Origin of the sequence: Lactobacillus sp. ESL0679, assembly GCF_029433515.1 — a bacterium.
Lineage (GTDB): Bacteria > Bacillota > Bacilli > Lactobacillales > Lactobacillaceae > Lactobacillus.
On record NZ_JAQTIG010000001.1, the window covers coordinates 95,294 to 118,224 of the forward strand.

Annotated in this window: 24 protein-coding genes; 4 read left to right on the plus strand and 20 right to left on the minus strand. The window is 39.6% G+C overall.

Annotated features, from left to right (window positions below; genetic code table 11):
* The 4 genes from PT287_RS00540 to PT287_RS00555 form a co-directional block, all read right to left on the minus strand.
* A complete protein-coding gene (locus tag PT287_RS00540; protein WP_277131782.1) occupies positions 1-1,446 on the minus strand; it encodes an FAD-binding protein in 1,446 nt (481 codons plus the stop codon).
* Positions 1,447-1,457: 11 nt separating this feature from the next.
* Positions 1,458-2,192, minus strand: a complete 735-nt coding sequence (locus PT287_RS00545; protein ID WP_277131784.1) for an SDR family NAD(P)-dependent oxidoreductase — start codon at positions 2,190-2,192, stop codon at positions 1,458-1,460.
* Between the two features lie 10 nt (positions 2,193-2,202).
* Entirely contained in the window at positions 2,203-3,678 is a 1,476-nt protein-coding gene (locus tag PT287_RS00550) for an FAD-binding protein (protein WP_277131786.1), read from the minus strand.
* Between the two features lie 82 nt (positions 3,679-3,760).
* Complete coding sequence (locus tag PT287_RS00555) at positions 3,761-4,639, minus strand: LysR family transcriptional regulator (protein ID WP_277131788.1); 879 nt, start codon at positions 4,637-4,639, stop codon at positions 3,761-3,763.
* 282 nt (positions 4,640-4,921) lie between these two features.
* Between PT287_RS00555 and pepC the strand changes: the two genes are divergently transcribed.
* On the plus strand, positions 4,922-6,268 hold the full coding sequence (gene pepC / locus PT287_RS00560; protein WP_277131790.1) for an aminopeptidase C: 1,347 nt from the start codon (positions 4,922-4,924) through the stop codon (positions 6,266-6,268).
* A 55-nt stretch (positions 6,269-6,323) separates the two neighbouring features.
* Here the strand turns inward: pepC and PT287_RS00565 are convergent, their stop codons facing one another.
* The 12 genes from PT287_RS00565 to PT287_RS00620 form a co-directional block, all read right to left on the minus strand.
* Positions 6,324-7,217 (minus strand): hypothetical protein, encoded by an 894-nt coding sequence (locus tag PT287_RS00565; RefSeq protein ID WP_277131792.1) that lies wholly within the window; start codon positions 7,215-7,217, stop codon positions 6,324-6,326.
* Positions 7,218-7,457: 240 nt separating this feature from the next.
* Entirely contained in the window at positions 7,458-8,078 is a 621-nt protein-coding gene (locus PT287_RS00570) for a Type 1 glutamine amidotransferase-like domain-containing protein (RefSeq protein ID WP_277131794.1), read from the minus strand.
* Positions 8,079-8,101: 23 nt separating this feature from the next.
* Positions 8,102-9,673: an ABC transporter ATP-binding protein gene (locus PT287_RS00575; RefSeq protein ID WP_277131796.1), complete on the minus strand. Its 1,572-nt coding sequence runs from the start codon at positions 9,671-9,673 to the stop codon at positions 8,102-8,104.
* 163 nt (positions 9,674-9,836) lie between these two features.
* On the minus strand, positions 9,837-11,312 hold the full coding sequence (gene galT, locus PT287_RS00580) for a UDP-glucose--hexose-1-phosphate uridylyltransferase (protein ID WP_277131797.1): 1,476 nt from the start codon (positions 11,310-11,312) through the stop codon (positions 9,837-9,839).
* Positions 11,313-11,333: 21 nt separating this feature from the next.
* A complete protein-coding gene (locus PT287_RS00585) occupies positions 11,334-12,500 on the minus strand; it encodes a galactokinase (RefSeq protein WP_277132446.1) in 1,167 nt (388 codons plus the stop codon).
* Positions 12,501-12,605: 105 nt separating this feature from the next.
* Complete coding sequence (locus PT287_RS00590; protein ID WP_277131799.1) at positions 12,606-13,436, minus strand: DUF4097 family beta strand repeat-containing protein; 831 nt, start codon at positions 13,434-13,436, stop codon at positions 12,606-12,608.
* 130 nt (positions 13,437-13,566) lie between these two features.
* Positions 13,567-14,502: an AAA family ATPase gene (locus PT287_RS00595; RefSeq protein ID WP_277131801.1), complete on the minus strand. Its 936-nt coding sequence runs from the start codon at positions 14,500-14,502 to the stop codon at positions 13,567-13,569.
* Between the two features lie 104 nt (positions 14,503-14,606).
* Complete coding sequence (locus tag PT287_RS00600; protein ID WP_277131802.1) at positions 14,607-15,281, minus strand: 2,3-diphosphoglycerate-dependent phosphoglycerate mutase; 675 nt, start codon at positions 15,279-15,281, stop codon at positions 14,607-14,609.
* Entirely contained in the window at positions 15,282-15,461 is a 180-nt protein-coding gene (locus PT287_RS00605; protein WP_277131804.1) for a hypothetical protein, read from the minus strand.
* An 11-nt stretch (positions 15,462-15,472) separates the two neighbouring features.
* The gene (locus PT287_RS00610; protein ID WP_277131805.1) at positions 15,473-16,363 is read right to left on the minus strand and encodes a cation diffusion facilitator family transporter; all 891 of its coding nucleotides are present in this window, start codon (positions 16,361-16,363) and stop codon (positions 15,473-15,475) included.
* 60 nt (positions 16,364-16,423) lie between these two features.
* A complete protein-coding gene (locus tag PT287_RS00615; RefSeq protein WP_277131806.1) occupies positions 16,424-17,104 on the minus strand; it encodes a histidine phosphatase family protein in 681 nt (226 codons plus the stop codon).
* A gap of 34 nt (positions 17,105-17,138) precedes the next feature.
* Positions 17,139-17,900, minus strand: coding sequence for a sulfite exporter TauE/SafE family protein (locus PT287_RS00620; RefSeq protein WP_277131808.1), 762 nt, complete (start codon positions 17,898-17,900; stop codon positions 17,139-17,141).
* Between the two features lie 71 nt (positions 17,901-17,971).
* On the opposite strand from PT287_RS00620, the gene PT287_RS00625 reads away from it, so the two are divergent.
* Both PT287_RS00625 and PT287_RS00630 read left to right on the plus strand, forming a co-directional pair.
* Positions 17,972-18,631 carry an HAD family hydrolase gene (locus PT287_RS00625; protein WP_277131809.1) on the plus strand — a complete coding sequence of 220 codons (660 nt, stop codon included), beginning with the start codon at positions 17,972-17,974 and terminating at the stop codon, positions 18,629-18,631.
* Positions 18,632-18,667: 36 nt separating this feature from the next.
* Positions 18,668-19,252 (plus strand): DJ-1 family glyoxalase III, encoded by a 585-nt coding sequence (locus tag PT287_RS00630; protein WP_277131810.1) that lies wholly within the window; start codon positions 18,668-18,670, stop codon positions 19,250-19,252.
* A gap of 89 nt (positions 19,253-19,341) precedes the next feature.
* On the opposite strand, the gene PT287_RS00635 is transcribed toward PT287_RS00630, so the two are convergent.
* The 4 genes from PT287_RS00635 to PT287_RS00650 all read right to left on the minus strand — a co-directional run bounded on the left by PT287_RS00635 (position 19,342) and on the right by PT287_RS00650 (position 21,911).
* The gene (locus PT287_RS00635) at positions 19,342-19,929 is read right to left on the minus strand and encodes a histidine phosphatase family protein (protein WP_277131811.1); all 588 of its coding nucleotides are present in this window, start codon (positions 19,927-19,929) and stop codon (positions 19,342-19,344) included.
* Entirely contained in the window at positions 19,926-20,933 is a 1,008-nt protein-coding gene (locus PT287_RS00640; protein ID WP_277131813.1) for an aldo/keto reductase, read from the minus strand. The genes PT287_RS00635 and PT287_RS00640 overlap by 4 nt, the downstream gene beginning before the upstream one ends.
* 106 nt (positions 20,934-21,039) lie before the next feature.
* A complete protein-coding gene (locus PT287_RS00645; RefSeq protein ID WP_277131815.1) occupies positions 21,040-21,540 on the minus strand; it encodes an alpha/beta hydrolase in 501 nt (166 codons plus the stop codon).
* Positions 21,477-21,911, minus strand: a complete 435-nt coding sequence (locus tag PT287_RS00650; protein WP_277131816.1) for an alpha/beta hydrolase — start codon at positions 21,909-21,911, stop codon at positions 21,477-21,479. The genes PT287_RS00645 and PT287_RS00650 overlap by 64 nt, the downstream gene beginning before the upstream one ends.
* A 76-nt stretch (positions 21,912-21,987) precedes the next feature.
* Here PT287_RS00650 and PT287_RS00655 point away from each other — a divergent pair, with 76 nt between their 5' ends.
* Positions 21,988-22,866 (plus strand): LysR family transcriptional regulator, encoded by an 879-nt coding sequence (locus PT287_RS00655; protein WP_277131817.1) that lies wholly within the window; start codon positions 21,988-21,990, stop codon positions 22,864-22,866.
* Positions 22,867-22,931 lie beyond the last annotated feature (65 nt).

Here is a 22,931-nt window from a genome sequence, read left to right on the forward strand (position 1 = left end):
TTACCGCTTTCCTTTGCAAATACTCATGACTGCATTACGACCAGAAAAGGCAGCATAACCAGCTGTACTTCCCGGCAAGGTAACAGCGTAAGTATCACCAACTAGCATGCCTGCAGCGTCGTTACCAACAGCATAGAGTCCCTCAAGAGGGTAACCATAACTGTTTAAAACTTCATTATCATTGTCAACCCGAATGCCTCCAAGCGCACATGCCATCCCAACACCAAGTTCAACAGCATAATATGGACCCTTTTTGAGTGGTGTCAGATAATCTGCAGCCTTGCCGAAGTCACTATCTTTACCTTGACTGGCAACTTCGTTATAACGCTCGATTGTCGATTCCAAGTTAGGCAAGTTAAGCTTGTCAGCAAGGTCAGCAATTGAATCAGCTTTGGTTAAGTATTTCTCATTATTTTTAAGATCGTGCTCAATCTCTGTGGTTAAATTATCTAACTTTTCTGGTGAAACCGGTGAGTTACCCAGTTCTTTATACAAGCCAACGTCAGTTAAATGGTCCACAGCAGCTTGATCCAAAATTGAAAATGTTCTCGCCTGCGTCAAAATACTGCTCCCGGCATGGCACATGTTGTCGTTAACATCTTCATTGACGAACCGGTCACCGCGCTCATTAACCCATAAGATCGCTTCTTGCGTAGCTGCTGCTGCCAATTGCGAAGCCATGTGCATAAACGGTGGTCTTGTTTTATCAAAAATGGCACCACCACCGTATTGGATTGCGCCCATTTGATAGTGTTCAGCTCCTGCCTGCCATGCAAGCTGCATCCCATCACCAGTCGACTTGCCATCACTAACGGATAACAACCGACTGTTAAGTGGCGTCCGCTTCTTAACTAATTCTGGGTTATCAATATAGCCACCTGTGGCAAGAATCACATCGTCTGCTGCTAATTCACGCATTTGACCAGTTGCTTCGTTCTTAATCATCAATCCAGAAACATGCCCATTGTGTTGCAAAATCTTTTGCGCACTGATACTCGTAACTATTTCAATTCCACATTCATTAACTTTAGCTAGTAAAGTCGCAATTACGGCCTGACCACCACCTGTAAAGGTATGAATTGTTGGCCAGCTTTTCCCTTGCGGACCAACTTTAACAAAGTCAACACCTAAATCATGCAGCCAATCAATGATTGCACCACTTTGGTTAATAAACTTCTTTAAGTGTGGTGCATTAGCTTCATAGTGAGAATAATTTAGTTCATCTTGTAAAAGCTGAGTAGGATCAATTTCAATTTCCTCTTGCTTTTGCAAATAACTATCTACACCCATGGCACCTTCAACATAATTACCGTCGCCGCCTAATGTCCGGCCCTTTTCAATGATTAAAGTATCAAGATGGTTTTCACCAGCACTCACTGCCGCAGTTAAGCCCGACAGGCCACCACCGACAATCACTAAATCATAGTGTGCTTTCTTAGGAAACATTAACTTGCCTCCTATTTCAAACCAACTGAAACACCACCATCACTCAGAATGGTTTGACCAGTCATAAAGGTTGCTTCACTAGCGACAAAGACGTAAACTTTTGCGACTTCTGCCGCAGTTTCGTAACGCTTCATTGGAACAGTTGGTAAAATCTTCTCAAGGAAACCACCATCGTTTAATGGCGTCTTTGTTAAACCTGGGGCAACACAGTTTACACGAATATTGTTTTCTGCATAATCAACCGCTGCTGCTTGGGTCATTCCCATAATACCGTTCTTGGCAGCGTTATAAGCACCCATACCACCCGGATTGTAGACACTACCTAAAGCACCAGCGTTAACAATCGAGCCATAACCTTGCTTTAAGAAAATCTTGATTTCTTCACGCATACACAAGAATGTCCCACGCAAGTCAAGGTTGATTGTCTTATCAAAATCATCATCGGTTAATTCAGCAAATGGCTTCAGCACACCACCACCGGCATTGTTAACGGCATAATCCAGCTTGCCATAAGTGTCGACGATTTTATTTAGACTGTCTACAATACTGTCGGTTTTCATAACATTTAAAACCATGCCAGTAATCTCACCATCATATTTTTCGTTCAAATCTTTGGCTGTGTCGACAACGCTTGGGTTGTAGTCCGTCAATACAACGTTTGCACCTTGAATGGCAAATTCTTCACTAATTGCATAACCAATTCCTTGAGCAGCACCTGTAACCATTGCAACTTTATCTTTTAACATTTTTCTTCTCCTAATTTAAACTCTTAATTGCTTCTTTAGCGGCAATCCAACCAGAAACAAAGGCAAAACCATTCGCAATTCCTTCATAACTTGGGTAACCATCTGAATAAAGTCCGTTAACATTATTACCAACAATATACAAATCCTTGATTTGTGAGCCATCTTCTCTAACCGGCTCACAATTGCGGTTGACATTCACACCATCCAAAGTTCCTAAAATCGCACAATGTTCAATAATTGCGTAGAATGGACCATCATGAACACCAAAAAGCAGTTCATCAGCAGGCTTTAAGAAAGTATCGTCAGTTTTATTTTCAACCGCTTTGTTGTATGAATCTAGGCTGCGCTTCAAAGCAGCAACTGGCACATTTAACTTTTGTGCTAATTCTTCAAGCGTATCTGCTTTGACAACCTCACCGGTCTTAATAGCAGCATCAAAGTCTTGTTGAATATTTGGCAGCGGGCCAACAGCAGTCCGTGGTTCTTCACCAACATCACAGAACTGTCTTTCAAACGTATCCTCTAACTCGACTTCATGATTCTTGAAATAATCAAGTGTTGCCTGGTCTACCACAACATAATATTTACCATGAACGTTGTGTGCCGCATTAGCCCACATCGCAAAGTCGTAAACAACATCTTCATTAACAAACCGGTTAGCCGTTTGGTCTAACCACAATAGTGGCACGTTAGTTAGAGTTTCAACGCTGCTATCACGCTTCATCGGATTAATTTGCATACTTGGTGCACAACCGTGAGCAAACAAGACAGGACTGTGACGCAAATCAGCACCCAGTTTCTGCGATAACCGAATACCAACACCAGTTGACTTGTGTTCGCCCAAGTTTAGTAACTCGTCGGTGTCTGAATAGCGCTCCCGCATCATCTCGTCGCTGCCACAATATCCACCATCGGCAAAAATAACTTTGCTGGCTTCAATTCTGATTTGCTTACCAGTACTATCTTTGGCAATGACAGCCTTTAAACCATTGTCGTAGTCAAGGTCAACAGCTTCAGTTTCGGTTAATACATGATTCCCAGCTGCTTCAAATTTGGCTGGTAGTTTGTCCCAGTTAGCAATCTTTTCCTTAAAATCGTTAAACTTATGATAAACAAGTGGGTCATTCAAGTGGGCCTTTTGCTCACTTTGCTCAACAGTGACCGGCAAGCCCATTTCGGTTAACCGCGCAATATTTTTACCAGATTCTTTTAAAAATCTGGCCAACAATTCACCATTAACAAAAAAGTGATTGTAGTCTGTTAAGCCTTGAAATGCTTCTCGATAGTTATACTTAACGCCTAACTTCTTCTGTTGCTCAGAATTAATCGCAAAAACTCCGTGGGCACCAAACTTTCCAGCGCCCCCAACTTTATTTCCCTTTTCAATGAGAACAAACGGAATATTTTGTTGATAAAGTTCAAAACTTGCAGAAATTCCAGATGAGCCAGAACCTACAACCACTACTTTCGTTGAAATAGTTTCCATTCAAATTCCACCTTTCTTGTGACTTTTATTACAATAAGAATTGTAAAACTAATCACAAGAAAACGCTAACATATAAAAGTTGCTACCGATAACTTAAAGTTATTGCCTTGGTGATTAACTTAGAAAATTCCTTTTGTTTACTGGTACTAAACGCTGCAACAATTTCAAATTTACCCTTCAAATGTTCAGGCGATATTCTGTAAATATTTTCACAATAATCGACAGACTGAAAGGTACTAGGCACCATTGTCATGCCTCCCTTATAATTAACATTTAAATATGCAGCCGAAAAATCATTCACCGCTGCTATTTCCTTATAGCTCCAACCTTCTTGAGCATATGTCTCAAGCATCGCTGTTTGAATATTTAAAATTCCTGTTGATCGCCAATCTTGCATATAGATTGTCGAATTTTGTGCCAATTTCTTTAGGTCCTGACCGTATTTTTGAACAGCTTTAGAATTAAATACCAAGTCAAAGTCAACTTTTTCCAGTGGTAAAGTTACCACTTTACTATTACCCGCAAACTCAAGTTGGAAGCCAATTAGTAGGTCATAATTATTTTTAAGCAGCCGGCTGATACTGGTGTTGAACGCTTCCTCATCAAAGCTAACGACGTACTTTTTAGGCAGACAACTAGCAAGCCTAGCGGCATTAGCCTCTAGTCCTTGCAAAAAATGAATGCGCAATAATTTTTCGGGATGCTTATCCGGATTGTGCCAGATTTCGCTATAAGAATTAATAATTTCGACAGCTCGTTCATAAAAAAGCTCCCCAGTTGGCGTTAAAGAAAATTCGCCTGCTGTCCGATTAAGCAACTTGTGTCCCAACTCATTCTCTAACTTTTTGATTGCTGAACTGACAGCAGTTTCGGAAACATAATTTCTTTTAGCAGCAGAAATAAAGCCATGTGTTTGAACAACATCTACAAAATACTTGACTGGCATTAAATTATAATTCATTGTTCTTCCCTTTTTGTTTAACCAATATATTATCCTTTTCACATAAGATAACATAAATTTATCGTATTAATTCAATTATCTTGTAAGAAAATATTATTGAATTTACTGTAAATATTGCTAGCTGTTAGCAAAATAGTTTTTAAATTTAATTAACTAAATAACAATTATGGCTTTTTTTGTTTAATATTCACAAATACTATTTAATTATTGCATAGCTAATAGACGTTATTACTGTTATAGGCTAAAATATTAGTTATACCAATTATCAAGGAGGAATATTTTATGACAAAAGAAATCACAAACGATGCTATTAGCAAATACACCCAAAATCTTGCTAAACATGCTGGTGTTAATATTGCCAGTCATGCTGCCCAAGAAAATGGCATTTACAAGGCTAGTCAAAATACGCAAACCAAAATCGACTTAGACCCAACTTTTTCAGTTGAAATTGACACGGGTAAGCCAGCCGACCAAAAGCAATCAGGTCGCTGCTGGATGTTCTCAGCTTTGAACACGATGCGTCACCCACTGCAAAAAGAATACAAGGTTAAGGACTTTGAATTATCCCAAAACTATACTAATTTCTGGGATAAATTTGAAAAATCTAACTGGTTCTTCGAAAACGTTATTGCCACAGCTGATAAGCCATTAGGCGATCGCAAAGTTACCTTTTTATTCGCCACCCCTCAACAAGACGGTGGTCAATGGGATATGCTTTGCGGCTTAATTCAAAAATATGGTATTGTGCCAAAGACGGTTTACCCAGAAACAGCTAACGCCACAAATTCAAGTGCTTTAAACGACACCTTGAACACCCTATTACGTAAGGACGGCTTAGAATTACGCGACTTAGTTAACGAAGGCAAGTCTGAAGATGAAATCCAAGCACGTAAGACCGAAATGTTAAACGACGTTTTCCGGATTTTAGCTATTTCACTTGGTGTACCACCTACCAAATTTGACTTCGAATACAAGGATGATGACGGTAATTACCACAGAGAAGCTGCAATTACACCAAAGGAATTCTTCGACAAGTATGTCGGCATGAATCTTGAGGACCACGTTTCTACTATCAATTCACCAACAAGCGACAAGCCTTACCACAAGGTCTTCTCAGTTGAATACCTTGGCAACGTTGTCGGTGGTCGGCAAGTGCGCCACTTAAACTTGAAGATTGGCGAAATGAAAGAATTGATTATCAAGCAATTAAAGGCTGGCGAAGTTGTCTGGTTCGGCTCCAATGTTGGTAAGGATTCTGACCGCCAACTCGGCTTGCTCGATACCAACATATACAAGCGTGACGAATTATTTGACGTTGACTTTTCAATGTCCAAAGCTGACATGCTTGACTCCGGCGAAAGCATGATGGACCACGCCATGGTAATTACTGGTGTAGACCTTGTAGACGATAAGCCAACTAAATGGAAGATTGAAAATTCATGGGGCGTTAAACCTGGATTTAAAGGCTACTTCGTCATGAGCGATGCTTGGTTTGATTCATTTGTTTATCAAGCTGTCATCAACAAGAAGTTCCTGCCTGATGACCTGAAGAAGACATTTGATGAAGGCAGCAAGGATCCAATTCAACTATTGCCTTGGGACCCAATGGGTGCTTTAGCTTTTAAATAAAGAATTGTAAACAAAAAGCGCTACATTAAGTAACGCTTTTTTGATTGCAGTAAAACTATCTTGATAACAGTGCCAAGCCAAAAATACAGATAATTAGTAAAACATCAGCAACATGAATTTTTTCTTTTAAGGCAAAACTACCAAAAATAACACTGTACAAGTTAGTCATATTGAGAAAGACCCATGCAATTCCCGAATTTGGTGATGACGTTGCTAACGTATATGTCACTTGCGCCAGCAATGTCAAAATTGCCCGCGCCGCATAAATCCAGAAAACTTGCTTAGTAAGTTTTCCCGGCTTAAATTTAAGGCCATGATTTTTTACCCCAAAAGTGATAATTGTGATTATGCACCGAATATAAATCGTCGCGATTGTAAAATAAATCAAATCAATTGGCTTTACCACGCCTATAGTCAGAAGGGGTGAAAGAGCTGCCTGAATTATCAATAACGGCCCAATAACCATAAACGTTGTCAGCAAAGTCTTAACGCTTAATTCGCTATGCCGTTGTTTAAAAATAATGTAACAAACAACAATTATTGTTGAGATAATTGAAATTAAATAAGCTGATTGACTAAAATAGCCCATCGTCAAAAAGATTGCCACTGGAATAAACAGGTCGGTCATTTTACTCAAAACAATTGACTGCATAATTGTGACCTTTTTAAACACATAACTATAGCCATAGGCAACTAACTGCGCAAGCAAACCATAAATACCAATGTGCCACAGATATTCACCTGTTAATGCTGGTGCCGAAAACCGATTTAACATCCCAATTAATAACGCAGTTACAAGTGCCGTACTGCACAGATTATTCAAAAAGTTAACATTAATTGAACTTTGCTTCCGGTATCCCATTTGGTACCGGTCAATTACCGAAATAATGCCGCGTGAAAACGATGACACACACGCAAAAATAATTAATAAAAAATTACTAATAGCCACTAGTCTACCTCCAAAATTGAAGAATTTTCATTCTTCCACTTACTTTTTACCGATTCTGCTCCGTTAAAATGTTAACCATCACGCAAGATTTGCGGCCAAAGCAGTTTAAAGACTAAAGTGGTGTAATAATAGTACCTGCATCATGTACTAAAATTACTTAAGTATACTGTCATATCAAAAATTAGTTATTATTTTCAAGCTAATATTTAAAAAAGCGCTACTTTTGAAGTAACGCTTTGTTTATTTTTCAGTAATTGTAACTACATCATCATTAACCATTACTACTCCGTGATTATTAATCGTCTTTAAAGGTAATCGGGAAGAATACTTAGCAAAAACGCGCTGCGACTTCTGTTTAAATGGAAAGCTTAAATAGTGCGGCAAAACATAAAAATCAACTAGGTTTAGTGCATGAAAATCATGTAAATTCGGGGCCTTTTTGGTGCTGTCCATCAAACTAATGTATTCAATATCAGGTGCTGTGATTGCGGCTCCGGCTGATTCGCCAAAATATAATTTACCGGCATTAACCTCGCGAATAATCAAGCGGTCAGCACCCGTTCGCTTCAATTCCTGCAGTAAATAAAAAGTATTGCCACCAGAAACATAAATTACATCGGCAGTTTGCAGACCAGCTGCAATTTCAGCAGCAGAAGCAACTGCTACATCCAAAACGTTAACCTGCATGCCCAAATAGTTTGCCAGTAATTTGCTTTCTGTCCGCACCATCGCATGATGGCCTCGTTCAATATTACTGGCCGTTGGAATGTACGCCACGCTTTTGCCGTGCAAATCACCCGCGAATTCAGGTAATAAATCACGGACATTATTTAACATTGATGCTAAAAACAATTTTGCCATTATTTTCTGCTCCCCCCAAGATTTTATTGGTAATCATTAAAATCGATTACCTGATCATACTGCTTTAATTCATTTGCTTCATAATGATGGATCACCTCAACAAAAGTCAAGTCCGAATTAAGCAAATAGTGGTGAATTTTATTCGCAGTTGCCCGATCAAGCGAAGCATTAATTTCATCTAGCAACAGAATTGGCCGTTCTGCCAAAATCGCCCGTGCTAACTCAATTCGCGCTAACTGACCGCCCGACAACTGGTCGGCATTCTCACCTAATTGGTAAGCGAAACCTTTTTCTTGGACTATTTCATCTAACTGCAACATTGAGCAAACCGCCTTAACTTTGGCTGCAGGAATTTCAGCTCCTAAAGTCAGATTAAACCACAAATTATCCGCAAAAATCACTGGCGCTTGGCTGGCATAAGCAAACAAATCGGTGAGCTGCTCAATTGGATAATCTTGACCATCAACTAAAATTTTAGCAGCTTGGCCAAACTTGCCGGACAACAAAAATTGGAACAAGGTTGACTTACCACTACCCGATGGCCCGATGATTGCTATCTTTTGGCCCTTTTTAACTGCTAAATTAATGCCTTGAGCTAATTGCTGCTGGTTTCTGGCTAAATCAATTTGCGAAAAAGTAACTTCTTGCTTGAAGTCAATTACCTTGACCGGCTCGATCTTTTCGCCAAAAGCCAAATATTGTTTAATCTTAGCCACAATATTTTTAGTCGTTGAAAAGTGATTACGTTCTTGCATAATCATTAAAATTGGATTCACAAATGAGTTTGACAGCTGAACAACCGCAAATAATGCTCCTAGTGTTGTCTGACCCTTAACAATTAAGTAAATTCCAACCAAAATTGGCAATAAAAACGTACCAATTTCGGCAACAAGATTAACTAAGGCTTGTGAATTGTCGTTTAGCAAATTCATCCGTGCTAATGCTTTTTCCAGTTGATTAACAACTTGCCGGTTTTTAACAACACCACTTTGCTGGCGGCGATATAACCGCAAGGAATCAGCTCCGGCCAAAAAGTTCTTAGTCTGGTTAACGTATTGCTCATTAGCATCGCTCCAAGAGTCCGATGCTTTTTGCAATGGCTTCTGGAAGAAAGTGACAACAAACATTGGCACAGCAGACCCGACAAAGAACAGAATGGTGAGCAGCCAATTAATATAAAACGCGTAGCTTAAAGATAATACCAGCATACAAGAACTCATCGCGATGTTAATTTCAGCACCGAACCGGTTAGTCTCAAGCAGCTTAAAGTCACTTGTCAAAAAGCTTAACCCTGCTGAGTTTTCCGCCCGCTCTTCGTGCAGCATCCCATTAAAAATTTTAGTTCTTAATGTACTGTTCGTTTGCCTAATTGCGTCATTTTTCAAATAATTGTAACCGAGTTTAGCACAAAAGACGATAAGAAAAAGAAGGCAAATCGTTACCAAAAATCGTGGCAGTTTTTGCAGCTGGCCTGTTGTACCAATATTAACTAAAGTGCCTGTCATATACGCCATCACGATGTTTTCCGTGCTGGCAATAATTCCTAAAATGCACATTAAAACGAGCTTCGACTTGGAGTAGTACTTTACAATCATGAGTTCTCCTTCAAATAATTAAGCTTAAATAAATCTCTTTAAGCTAATTAAAATCTTTTCCTCAGTTAAAACAATAGTTTCTGTCCAAGTGGTCACTCATCTCGACTAAGTGGTCGTTTTTGCGTATTAAAAAAACGTTGAATTTCTTCAACGTTTATTTACTTTAATTTAAACCAACGCTCTGAACAAAACGCATAAACGCCTCTTGCCCGACCTTTGTTTGCTTAAAGACACCCGCATCTTCAAGCACTCTCGCAAAGACTTTGCCTAGTTCTGTCTGCAAAATTGCATCAACATTTGCTGCTGTAATAGAATTTTGCGCCTTAATCTGTTCAGCCCACGGCAAATGCATTGCTGCAATATCGTTCTTTTCACCTAACAGAAACTTCTGCACTTCTTGCATCTCCGGTTCAAGTCGTGGTGGCAAAATTGCTAGCCCCATCACTTCGATTAAGCCAATATTTTCCTTCTTAATATGTTGGACGTCTTGATGAGGATGAAAAATACCATCGGGATATTTATCCGAAGTTTGATTATCCCGCAATACTAAGTCCAGTACTAACTGGTTGCCCTGCTTGTGTGCAATTGGTGTAATCGTATGGTGCGGCGTCTCACCAGTAAATGCCCGAACATCCACTTGTTCATCGCTATAATCACGCCATGCCTGCAAAATTTTGTTAGCCAGCGCAACCAATTGCTGTTTATTTTGACTGCACAAGCGAATAACAGACATCGGCCACTTCACAATCCCAGCTGCAATATCATCAAAGCCCGCAAAATTAAGCTCAGTCTTCACCTTAGCTTTCATCATTGCAAAATTATGCCGACCACCTTGATAATGCTCATGAGCAAGAATCGAACCACCAACAATTGGCAAATCAGCGTTACTTCCAGCAAAATATCCCGGAAATTGTTCAATAATATTAAGCAGTCTCACAAACGTTTTTTCTGAAATTCTCATTCCTTCGTGTTTAGCCGAAAGGAAAATACAGTGCTCATTAAAATAAGCATAAGGAGAATACTGAAAACCCCAGACCTCGTCGCCAATCTTAAAGCGAATAATCCGATGATTACTGCGAGCAGGATAATTAACTCGGCCTAAATAGCCCTCATTCTCCTTGCACAATTGACATAAGGGATACCCTGTTGCCTTTACCTTCTTAGCTGCCGCAATTGCCCGCGGGTCCTTTTCCGGCTTAGACAGGTTAATCGTAATTTCTAAATCGCCATATTCACTAGGCGTGACAAAGTAAATATTTTTAGCAATTGCGCGCGTTTTGATATAGTCACTGCGTTTACTTAATTGATAAAAGTCAGCCAGCGCCTGTTCCGGCTTTTCTTGATATGTCTGCCAAAAATTGTGGTTAACAACGCTCGGACGCGGCACTAACAAGTTCATTAACTGAGCACCTAACACATCCTGCTCGTTGAGAGTTGGACCACAATTACCATTTTTCAAAGCAGCGGCAACCAGTTCATCCTTTAAATCAATTAACGCCGTACTTGTTGTCATCAATTCCCGTGCTTCGTCGCCGACTAACGCTAACACTTGATTAACTAAATAAATCTGATCCAGTTCTGTAGCATCGCCTGCAGCAATTATTTGCGTAACAAATTGATCAACTAAATTTGTCTGCATTTTTTACATTCCCATCACTAACTACTTTAAGACCTTGGCACCATCTGCAGTTTCAGCAAGGTAAAACGATGGCGCATAGCCAATTACTTGCTCATATACAGTGCCGACACTTTGCTTAAATGCTTCCACATCTTTTTTATTAACCAGTGCAATTGCACAACCGCCAAAACCAGCGCCTGTCATTCTTGCACCTAATACGCCTGGCTGCTGCCATGCGGTATGAACAAGTGTATCTAGCTCCTTGCCTGTAACCTCATAGTCGTTTTCTAAAGACACATGAGAAGCATTAATTAATCGTCCAAATTGTGCTAAGTCGCCTTTTTGCAACGCCTGTTCAGCGTATAATGTCCGCTCGTTTTCCCAGACTGCATGCCGCGCCCTTTTGAGCAGTGTTTCTGAAGATAACAGCGAACTATATTGGTCCAAAGTTCTACTATCAAGCTCGCCTAAAGATTTAATATTTAATTCTTTTTGTAAGTCGTGAAGTGCCTGCTCGCACTCACTTCTGCGCTCATTATATTTAGAATCTGCTAGTTCACGGCGCTTGTTCGTGTTCATAATGACGATGACATTATCTTGTAAATTAAGGGGCACCATACTGTAGTCTAATGTATTAGTATCAAGCAGGATTGCCTGATTTTGCTTACTCATTGCCACTGCAAATTGGTCCATAATCCCTGAATTTACGCCAATGAAGTCATTCTCAGTTGAAACGCCCATTTTGACAAGGTCAAGCGCACTGAAGTCGAGGTCAAACTGGTCTTTCAAAATAACGCCGATTAGCATTTCCAGAGCAGCTGACGAAGACAAGCCCGCACCATCAGGAATATTGCCATCGATATATATATTTAAACCATGCGTGATTTGCGCACCTTTAGCCAATAAAAAGTACAGCATCCCTTTAGCATAATTAGTCCAAGAATCCTCTTTGACAAAATGGAGGTCATTCAGGTCAACATCAATTATGCCTAGCTCGGCAAAACTGGTGGAGTAAAGACGAAACGTCTGGTCATCGCGTGCACCTACAGCACCATATATTCCTAGGGTGATTGCACACGGAAATACATGACCGCCATTATAGTCAGTGTGCTCGCCGATTAAATTAATTCTACCTGGAGAAAAATAATAACCCTTAGGGTTTTCATGATATATTTCAGTAAACTTATCTTTTAATTCTTCTTTTTGCATTTTCATTCTATCTGCTTTCATAAAAAGCGCTTTCAAAAGTATTGCTACCTTATTGTACTATTTTTTACGGCTCCAGCAAATTTAAATGGCAAAAATAAGTGAACGTTAGTCAATCGTAATATCACCAGTCGAGGAATCAACCTTAAGTGTTGCTTTACTGCTGGAAGAATTTTTAATTAAATGATCATCTACATCATCGCCAAAATACTCAATATCACCAGTATCGACTGACAAATGGTATGTCATCTTTTTACTAGCATCGTCCAAAGTAAAATCACCAGTATCTAATGAAAATGAATTATTACCTAATAAACGCGACGTAGAAATATCTACATCCCCAGTATCAACATCGCCAATGACATTTTTAAGCTGGCTAGCATGAATCTCAATGTCGCCAGTATCACTCGATAACTTGCAGTCATTTGCAATGATATGGTTAAAGTCAATATCACCAGTATCAGAGTCGACAGCTAACTTTTGCAACTGTAAATTATTTAACTCAAAGTCACTTGTACTTGTTTGGGCAGTAATTTTAGTAAGTGAATTTTTACGTGGAACTGTTATTTCAACTCGATATTTAGCAGTCATACGCTTGCCATTAATAGATATATTGCCAATATTGAAAAAGTGATTATGCAGCTGTCCATGCTGAGTAACCTCTAATTCACCATTCTTAACGTTAGTGGTAATTCTACTCTTCTGATTATCGCTAATCTTTACTTGATATTTCTTACCTTGCTGAATACTGACATCAGCCACATCAACATCCACCTTAACTTTAGTGAATTTTTGCGGATAAATTATTCTGGTTTTCGTTGGTTGACTATTCGCCTTACCTGACGCACTTTCTCGATGTCCTAAGTAAATAACGGCACATAATAAGACCACGATTAAACAAATTACTAAAGTAATAATTGCTTTTTTATTTTTCTTCATCTTTTTACAATTTTCCCTTTCTATGCATACTAGTATGCTAATACACTATATTTTAATTTATTAATATTCTTTAGTCAACCTAATTTTGCCCACAAAAAAGACGCCACACCTAAATGTAGCGTCTATTAGACTACCAAATATGCAACAAGCGATCAGAGTGTAATTTACTCAAATTAAATTGGTGCACATGTTGTGGTCTGCTCTGTGGTACTTTGTGCATAAAATCAGCCAAATTAACCAATCCAGTTGAATACGTCCACACACCTTTGACTTTTTTAATCGGATCCAGCAACTCATTTCTGATTGGATACGCTGAAATTAAAAAGTGTTTGTGATGAAACTTGAACACAAAATATGGTAAGCGAAATTCCTTAATAACCTCTTCTTCCGTCTTACCAACTGTAACCACATTACGGTAAGTACCGTACTTTTCTGTAAACCGATCATTAAAGGAAAAGTAAAAATTAGAAATATGTACATGCGGAAAATCTGCCTCCGCAACTTTATCTGGCACAGCAATTACGTGTGCAAAATGATCTAAATCACTCTCCTTTTGTGACAACACACTGCCCATCTGATTAGGATTAACTACGTGTGCCCATTCAGGCACCTGCCAATTATCCTTGTAGGTCAAGTACATTTCTCTAACCACATCTGGCTTGACCCAATCATATTGCCGGCGTACTTGATTGCGATTAAGCAAGTTACGCAAGCTCTTGTGGTACATTAAATCAACGACGAATAATTCATAACGATAACGCTCAACCCAAGGCTTATAGTGTTCAATACTATCAGAAACAACATGGGTACTATCAACAATTACCGTTTCGCCGCGCTTCATCTTTTCTTCTACGAGGTAGTCAACTAACCGCTCTGTCTGCTTATTCGCATAGCGCGGAATTACTTGATGTAAGCAATCGGTATCTTCTTCATAAAAATAGGTTAAGTTCGCCAATAATAATCTAATTTGATCACGACTAATCGCGTATGGTTGTAAGTGATGGCGAGCAATGAATGAAGATTTACCGGAGCCGGGTGCGCCTCGTAATAAAAATATTTTACGCATGCCTTTTACTCCAAACTAAGAATGTAAAACTTATATAGTATCGTAATAAATTTTAACATACATCTGCCAAATTCCTTAATCAGAACTAAAAGCAATCTTAAAATTTAGCGCAAAATTTGTTTATCAACAATTTGTAAACGAGCATTTAAAGTGTAGCTAATTGGCTCTGCATTAGGAACTTCTACCTGAACAATGTCGCAGTCATTAATTTCTTCCATTTTTTTAATTAAGGCGCGCAAACTTGAGCCGTGAGCAACAATTAATTGATCCTCACCGTTTTTCAATCTACTTGCAACTTCATTATTATAGTATGGCAATAAGCGCTGTTGCGTCTGATATAAGCTCTCGGCAAGCGGCAGGCGGTGCAAGTCACAGGTATGATAGCGGCGATCCGTAATCTTTTTTCCCTCTGGCGGAATTGAATAAAAGCCGCGGCGCCATTCTAGAATTTGCTGCTTGCCATAAATTTGGCGGGACAGATCCTTATTAATGCCGCGGAGTTTGCCGTAATGCCGCTCATTTAATCGCCAAGTTTTGTTAATTGGTAAATACAAGAAGTGACAAACATCAGCCACAATATTTGCGGTCACAATTGCCCGCGATAAAACCGAAGTATGAATATGTGTTGGCGCAAAATCAGGAATTTGCTTAATTAGTTCGCCAGCATGCCTTGCTTGTGCCCTGCCCTTAGCGGTCAGTGGCACATCATTCCATCCAGTGTAGACATTAGCCGAATTGGCCGTACTTTCACCATGCCTAACTAAAACTAACTTGACCATCTACTTGACCCAATGCAAAATCATCATTGCAATACCGCCGATGACAAAAATAATTCCCAAAATCATAAAGGCCGTTGTACCGCCTCCGCGCTGATTATGTCGGCGCCGATTATATGAATACGCCATGTCATAAAGTCCGACAATCAAAACAATAATGGCTGTAAAAAGACTAACTTTCATTTCTATTTCCCCTAATTTTCGTGATCATGGCCCGGCACAATCATCTCATCATTCTTGCCGCGTTCGCACTCGGCTTGAAAATTGATATGATTAATCCCCAATTGCTGCAACTTTTTACTAATTTGCTGCGTTAACTTTTCAAATTCACCGGCAGTTAATTTTGCATCCACGTTAACGTGGGCATCAAGCATAATATAATTGTCGCTGTAGCGCCATAAATGCACATGATGAATATTTTTTATCTCTGGAAAAGATAACACAATTTGATTCATTTGTTCAAGGTCAATATCAGGATTTGATTCCATTAAAATATTCGCTGCCTTTTTGGTAATCTGATACGCCTCATGCAGAACAAAAACTGACACTAACATCGTCATGACAGGATCAAGCCAGGTAATCTGCCAGAAGTAAATAAACACTGCGCCAATGACAACAGCAACACTAGACAAGGCATCACTCATCATATGCACAAACGTTGAGCGGACGTTTAAACTCCCCTGTGCATCCCGATGCATCGCCAGCATAGAAACAAAATTAGCTATCAGACCAATGACCGCGACCACCAGCATAATACCGCCCTTAATCTGGCTAGGCTGCCAAAAACGCTCAATTGCCTCAACAAATAAAGTAATACTAATTAGAATCAAAATAATTCCGTTAGTGAAGGCAGCCAAGGTTTCAGCGCGCTCATAGCCGAACGTTTTATTCTGATTGCGACTGCGATTACTAATTAAATGTGCGACAAATGAAATGATAATCGCACCCACATCACTTAAATTATGGACAGCATCTGACAATAAGGCTAAAGAACCAGACACGAACCCACCAATAAACTCTGCAATGGTAATGATAATGTTAAGTAGCGTTACATAAGCATAACGCTTAGTTGTGTGATCTTTCATTTTATGCGTTCCTTTCTTTGCATTTAGTGTAACAAAAAAGTCTTACTGCTCCCAGTAAGACTATATATTTTCTGCATTAATATTGTAATCGACAATTTCAAATTTGCCATTGTCATGGAGAATGCCACGACTGACACTACCGTTATCAGGAAAAATAATATCGTGTAAACCATCACTTTGATTCCAATACTTAATTCCCAAGGTTTTAATAAAGTCACCATGTGACACTAGCAAAACGCGCTTCTCATTCTTGGTTAAATTGCTTAGCACATTAACCGCACGCACCATTCTGGCATCAAGTTCTTCCTTATTTTCGGCTAAATGTCGTGGATCAGCTTCTTTGGTTGCCTCCCGAAACTCATAAATACCAACTTGATTAATGATTTTGGTCACGTTATCCTCATGACCCATACCAGCAGCCATTGCAACTTGCTCCCAAGTATGATGAACGTCATCACCCTCAAACGAACCAAAAAAGACTTCCCGAAATTCTGGCAGCTTTTTGATTTTGTTAATTTCAGATATCTGATTGGCATCTTTCATTAAATGCACCGTATCAATTGCTCGCTTCAAATCTGAAGAATACATATTATCAAAATGAACCTGACTTAAAGCCTGTGCGGTTCGCTTTAAATCGTTAATTCCTTTAACTGTCAATGGTGAGTCACACCAGCCCTGAACCTTATCAAGCTGGTTAAACATCGTTTCACCATGCCGAACCAAATAAACTTCTGTACTCAATCCGCATTCTCCTTTCACAATAGATTGTATTAAACTATAACATATATGCTTTGTAAAAGAAATACCCCGCCTGAATAAACGCTAGAGCCGCAATGAACAGTCGAACAACATTTGCCGGAACCTTGCGCAAAATTCCCATTCCCAAATAACCACCGATAAACATCCCGATGGCAAGTGGAATAGCTTGAGTCCAATAAATGTGTGACGTAAAAATAAACACAATTAACGCTACCAGGTTAGCCAAGCCGCAAATAACGTTTTTGATGGCATTTACGACAATAAATTTTTCATCTGTAATGTAGGTTAAGAGTACCAGCACAATAACGCCACCGGCAGCACCAAAGTAGCCAGTATAAACACCCATCACGAGTAACGCTGCGATATAGAAAATTTCTTGCCAGAGTGGTCTTTTGTGTGGTTCCAAACTGTGATGCTTACCGGATGCCAGCACCATAATTCCCGAGCCAGCAATGAAGAACGGCACGAGCTTTTCAAAGACACTTGATGGAAACGATAATAGTAAAAAGCAGCCTAAAAGCGACCCGACAACTGTGAATAAGCCATAAAAGCCCACTTGCTTCCAGTGTCCTTTAAGTTCCTTAGTTGACGAAATCGTCGAGCCAACGCTCGTCCAAATGAGAGCGGCATCGTTAGTGACATTCGCATAAACCGGCGGAATCCCCACGGCTAATAAGACTGGATATGATGCAAGTGAGGCCATTGAGGCCACTGATGACAGTAGACCTCCTGCGATTCCTCCCAGCAAAATAAAGATTAATGTAAAAATTGACGGCATTTTTAACTCCTTTTTAGCAATAATATCTATTATAATGCAAGTAGAAAACAAATAAAGAAGGTAAACTAACAGTGACAAAGTTTGAAACATTGATAATTATTCCCGAAGGTAGTCTGTTAAATCAAAAAGTAGCCGAAAGAAATGCTCTCCGGCAAACTTTACGCGAGCTAGGCTGCGATTTTGGACCCGCCGAACGAATTAAATACACCAGTTTGCAGGAACAAGTAAAGTTTCTCGGTCAAGACGAGCGCATCCAGCTAATTTTGCAAACTTTCTGCAACGATAATTTACAAGCTTCCCAGCAAATTTTTTGGCAAAAAATGACCGATCAAAAGCAACTGGCTCAAGATGCAATTACCTTTTTAGATGAAGTTACAACTAAAGTTAATTTGGTAATGCTGGCAAAAGAACCGCAAAAAATATTAGCACCCCGACTAGCAGAAAGCGAATTGCTCAATTATTTTTCTGCTGTTTACTTCCCAGAAAATTCCGCTGCCAAATTGCCTAATAAAAATGTGTTTGTACCTATTTTTCAGGAGCACAACAACTTTAACCCGGCAACCACTCTAGTTATCGGTACCAATCTCACCGAGGAAATTCAAGGTGCTGAAAATGCCAACCTACCATCGCTTTGGCTGGCACCTAAAAAAAGCAAAATTCCAATTACCCCGCATCCCACACTGCACCTTAACAAGTTAAGCGATTTATTATTTTACCTTCAGCTCAGCTAGTTTATAATAAAAGTAACAGATTGTGAGGTATAAAAGATGACTAAAGTTGCGGTAGTCTTCGCCGATGGTTGCGAAGAAGTTGAAGGTTTGAGCGTGATTGACGTTCTACGTCGTTTAGGTGTGCAAGCCGACATGGTAGGATTAATTAGCAAGGATGTACTTGGCGATCACAATATTAAGTTAACTTGTGACAAAATTGTCGATGATAGTTTGCTCGACTATGATTTAGTGGCTTTCCCGGGTGGTAAAACCGGCGCCGAAAATTTGCGCGATAATCAGCTGCTAAGGTCTTTAATAGTGCAACGCCACGAAAATCAGCAGTGGGATGCTGCCATGTGTGCGGCACCAATTGCCTTGGCTCGCTATGGCGTGTTGAATGACGCGAACTATACCTGTTATCCTGGTTTTGACACTCAAACTAAGCATGACGCACCAAGTGGTAACTTTAAAAAAAACATTACAGTTACAGATTCAGATCACCGGGTAATTACCAGTCGAGGCCCAGCAACAGCTTGGGCTTTTGCTTATGCGATTGCTGAGGCACTGGGAATTAATACTACGGCATTAAAGCAAGGTATGCTTTATGAGTATCTTGGCGACCACATTCAAGATAGTTTATAATAACGCAAAAGCCACTACTAAATTTAGTAGTGGTTTTTGTGTATTCTGGGTTAACGCCAATTTAATTAGATTGTTACGCGCCGATAACCTTATTGCTTTTCAACATTAATTGCCTCAACAAAGGTAAACTTACCATCTTCATAAGTAAACTTGAGAATGCAACAATTATGGAAGTTGGTTACTCGCTGCTTAATTTCATCATAAGGCAGCCATTTTTGTAAAAACATGAAGCATGCTCCACCATGACTAACTGCTAGAACGCGATGCGCATCTGGCTGCTCCATGATTGACGTTAGCGTGCTATTCATTCGCTCCTGTACTTCAATATCTGACTCGCCGCCAAATTGCAAAAAGAAGTCACCGTATGAATGCCGACTGCTGTCATCATGGGGATTAAGCTGCTCGCTTTGACCTTCAAAAACGCCAAAGTTCCATTCTTTCAAACCTTTTAATCTGGTATATGGCTGGTCCGTAATATTCTCCAATGTGTCACAAGCACGCTCCTGCGTTGATGAATAAGCGTGGTCAAAGGTAATCTGATGCGACTTAAAGTACTGGCCGACTTCCTGTGCATCTTTAATTCCCTGATCGGTTAACGGCGAATCTGACCAACCCTGAATCCTGTGTAATTGGTTAAATAATGTCTGACTGTGCCGCATCAAATATAGTTCTTTCATTTTGAATCCTCATTTAATAATACTGTCCCTGCTGGTGGATTTTCATCGATGGCACCAACAATTCTATGTGGAAAATATGGCTGCTCAATGTAAGCAATATCTTCATTAGTTAGTTTAACAGAAAGCGCATTTACTGCATCATCAAAATGGCTAATTTTTGTTGCACCGATAATTGGCGCTGTTACACCCTTAGACCATAACCACGCTAACGCAATCTGCGACATCTTCACCTGATATTTTTGTGCTAATTCGTTAACTCGCTTAGTAATCTGCATATCATATTTCTTTGTATGGTCATACTTGCCTCGCGCTACTCGGTCAGTTTTACTGCGCAAGGTATCTGCATCCCAATTAGGACGAGCAAGTCGACCAGCAGCTAAGGGACTATATGGCATTAGAGTGACGCCCATTTGGCGACAAAGCGGGATCAATTCATGCTCATCTTCTCGATAAAGCAAATTATAGTGATTTTCCATTGCTGAAAATTGGGTCCAACCATGATCCCGCGCAGCTAGTTGCATATTATAAAACTGATAGGCATACATCGCTGAAGCACCAAGAGCCCTAACTTTTCCGGCTTTAACCAAATCGTTTAGAGCAGACATTGTCTCCTCAATCGGCGTATTATAATCAAACCGGTGAATTATATATAAATCCAAATAATCCGTTCCTAATCGCTCTAAAGTACCGTCAATTTCACGTTCAATTGCTTTACGTGATAGCCGGCCAGGATTGAAATAAACTTTAGAAGCAATCACTACCTTATCCCTAGTAGTGCAGTTTTTCAGTGCTTTTCCTAAATACTCCTCACCGGTACCTGCAGAATAACTGTTAGCTGTATCAAAAAAGTTAATTCCTAAATCTAATGCATGGGCGACAATCTTCTCAGTATCACTTGGATTTAACGTCCAATCATGCATTGTCCCAGCTTGACCAAAACTCATGCCACCATCACATAATTTAGAAATTTTAATGGTCGTTTTACCTAAATTAGCATATTCCATAGCTGCTCTCCTTTGATTTTTTGTAATTATTATAATTATTCAGAGCAACTTATGTCTAATACTTATTTAACATAGAATATTATAACAATTAGGTATAGCTAGCACTTCACCATAAAAATCGGCCGATGGCTTGGTCAACCTTGGGATTTTCGTGAAGTTGACTGTGCTGCCCGCCAGCTCCCTTAACTTCAATTTCGCGATAGCTGCTTACTTTTCCGCGCAACAAATATCGCAGCGAACGAGCCGAAACAACGCTAACATCCCCATCAGAATTTGTACCATCGCCTTTATTGCCAAAAATATTTAAGACTTGCACACCACTAGGATAATTTTGCCGATATTTTAATAAATAACGGTACGATGCATTGAGATATTTAGGACGGCCACTGGCTAACAAATAATTACGATTTATTTTGTCGTCCATCCCCACGATGCCATCAAAATGACCGCCAAGATTAACCTGTTTTTTTAACTTAGGCAATTTAAGATTACTGCCATACTTCATTTGATAAAACATTGTCGTTAGGTTGCCCATCGAATGTGCTACTGTATTGTAGTGCTTGATGCGGTATTTTTTCTGCAATAAGACGATAAGGTGGTAAAACATTCGCGCGTTAAGTAATAATTGCCATTTTTATTATCAGCAAACACCAACTGAATTATCGGGTGTACTGTGCCTTTTGGCCAAATTCCCCGCAGCACAATCGTACCATCACGCTTAACTTGGGCAGTCAGTACCTTGTGCGCATGATTATGCTGTTCAGCATACGCAATCATACTGTCTGTCGATTTGCCACTGGCACCCCAGCCATGCAGATAAATCGTCGGCGTACTGTCTGAGCGATCCACCACTTGACCAACCTGACTAGTATTAGCCGAATAACTATTACGACTATTGACCACATGCCAACAGATGATACCGATACTAAGCAAAATAATTACACTTATTCCAAGCCAAAACCAATTTTTCTTTTTCATTATTTTATTTTCCAAAAGTTTTATACTTATTCTAAAATTATTACCATAACTAACTTATTTCAATCAGAGGAAAGCAATGGAGCTTAGAGTCTTACGCTATTTTTTAGCAGTCGTTAACGAACAAAATATCTCCCGTGCAGCAGCCAAGCTGCATATTTCACAGCCTACAATTTCACGGCAAATTCATGAACTTGAACAAGAGCTCGGAGTCAGGTTATTTGAGCGTGGAACCAGAACCATCAGGCTGACAGCTGATGGCGAATATCTTGCTAACCAAGCTAGGCAAATTTTAACGTTAGCTGATAAAACAAAAACGAATATCGGTAAAAATGCCCAAATTAGCGGCAGTATTTTTATCGGTTGCTCGGAGGCACCAATGCTTAGCACAATAGCAGATGCCATTAACCAATTGAAGCAGGTTGCGCCGAATGTCATTGTCAATTTACATAGTTGCGATGCTAGCGAGGTACAACGCAAAATGCAAAACGGAGTGTTTGATTTTGGTTTTGTTCTTGATCCTTTTAATAAAACCAATTATAACTTCTTAACACTTCCAGGGGTTACAAAATGGGGTCTATTAACCAGAAATGATTCAGTTTTAGCTACTAAAGCCAAAATCCAAGTTGCTGATTTAATCGGCAAACCAGTAATTCTGCCGCAACGTCACACCAGTCAGACACTGTTAACTAACTGGCTAGGTCAAAGTGACCTAAAATTTCAAACCGTTGCCAAATATAATTTGCTCAACAATGCGGCAATTTTGGCACAGCACGGTGTTGGTGATGTGCTTTGCCTTGACGGCATCATTAATTTAGCTCAAACCAACTTAATCTTTATTCCACTTGAACCAGAACTAAGCATTCATGCCAGTTTAATCTGGTCAAAAACTTCGGTCCTATCTCGAGCTGCCCAAATCTTTTTGAAACAATTAAAAAAGCTGCTAAATCAAGAATAGCAACCAGCAGTTGACGAAAATTAACCGTCAGTTTGTAGAAGGCAACTTTGCAATACGCTATACTT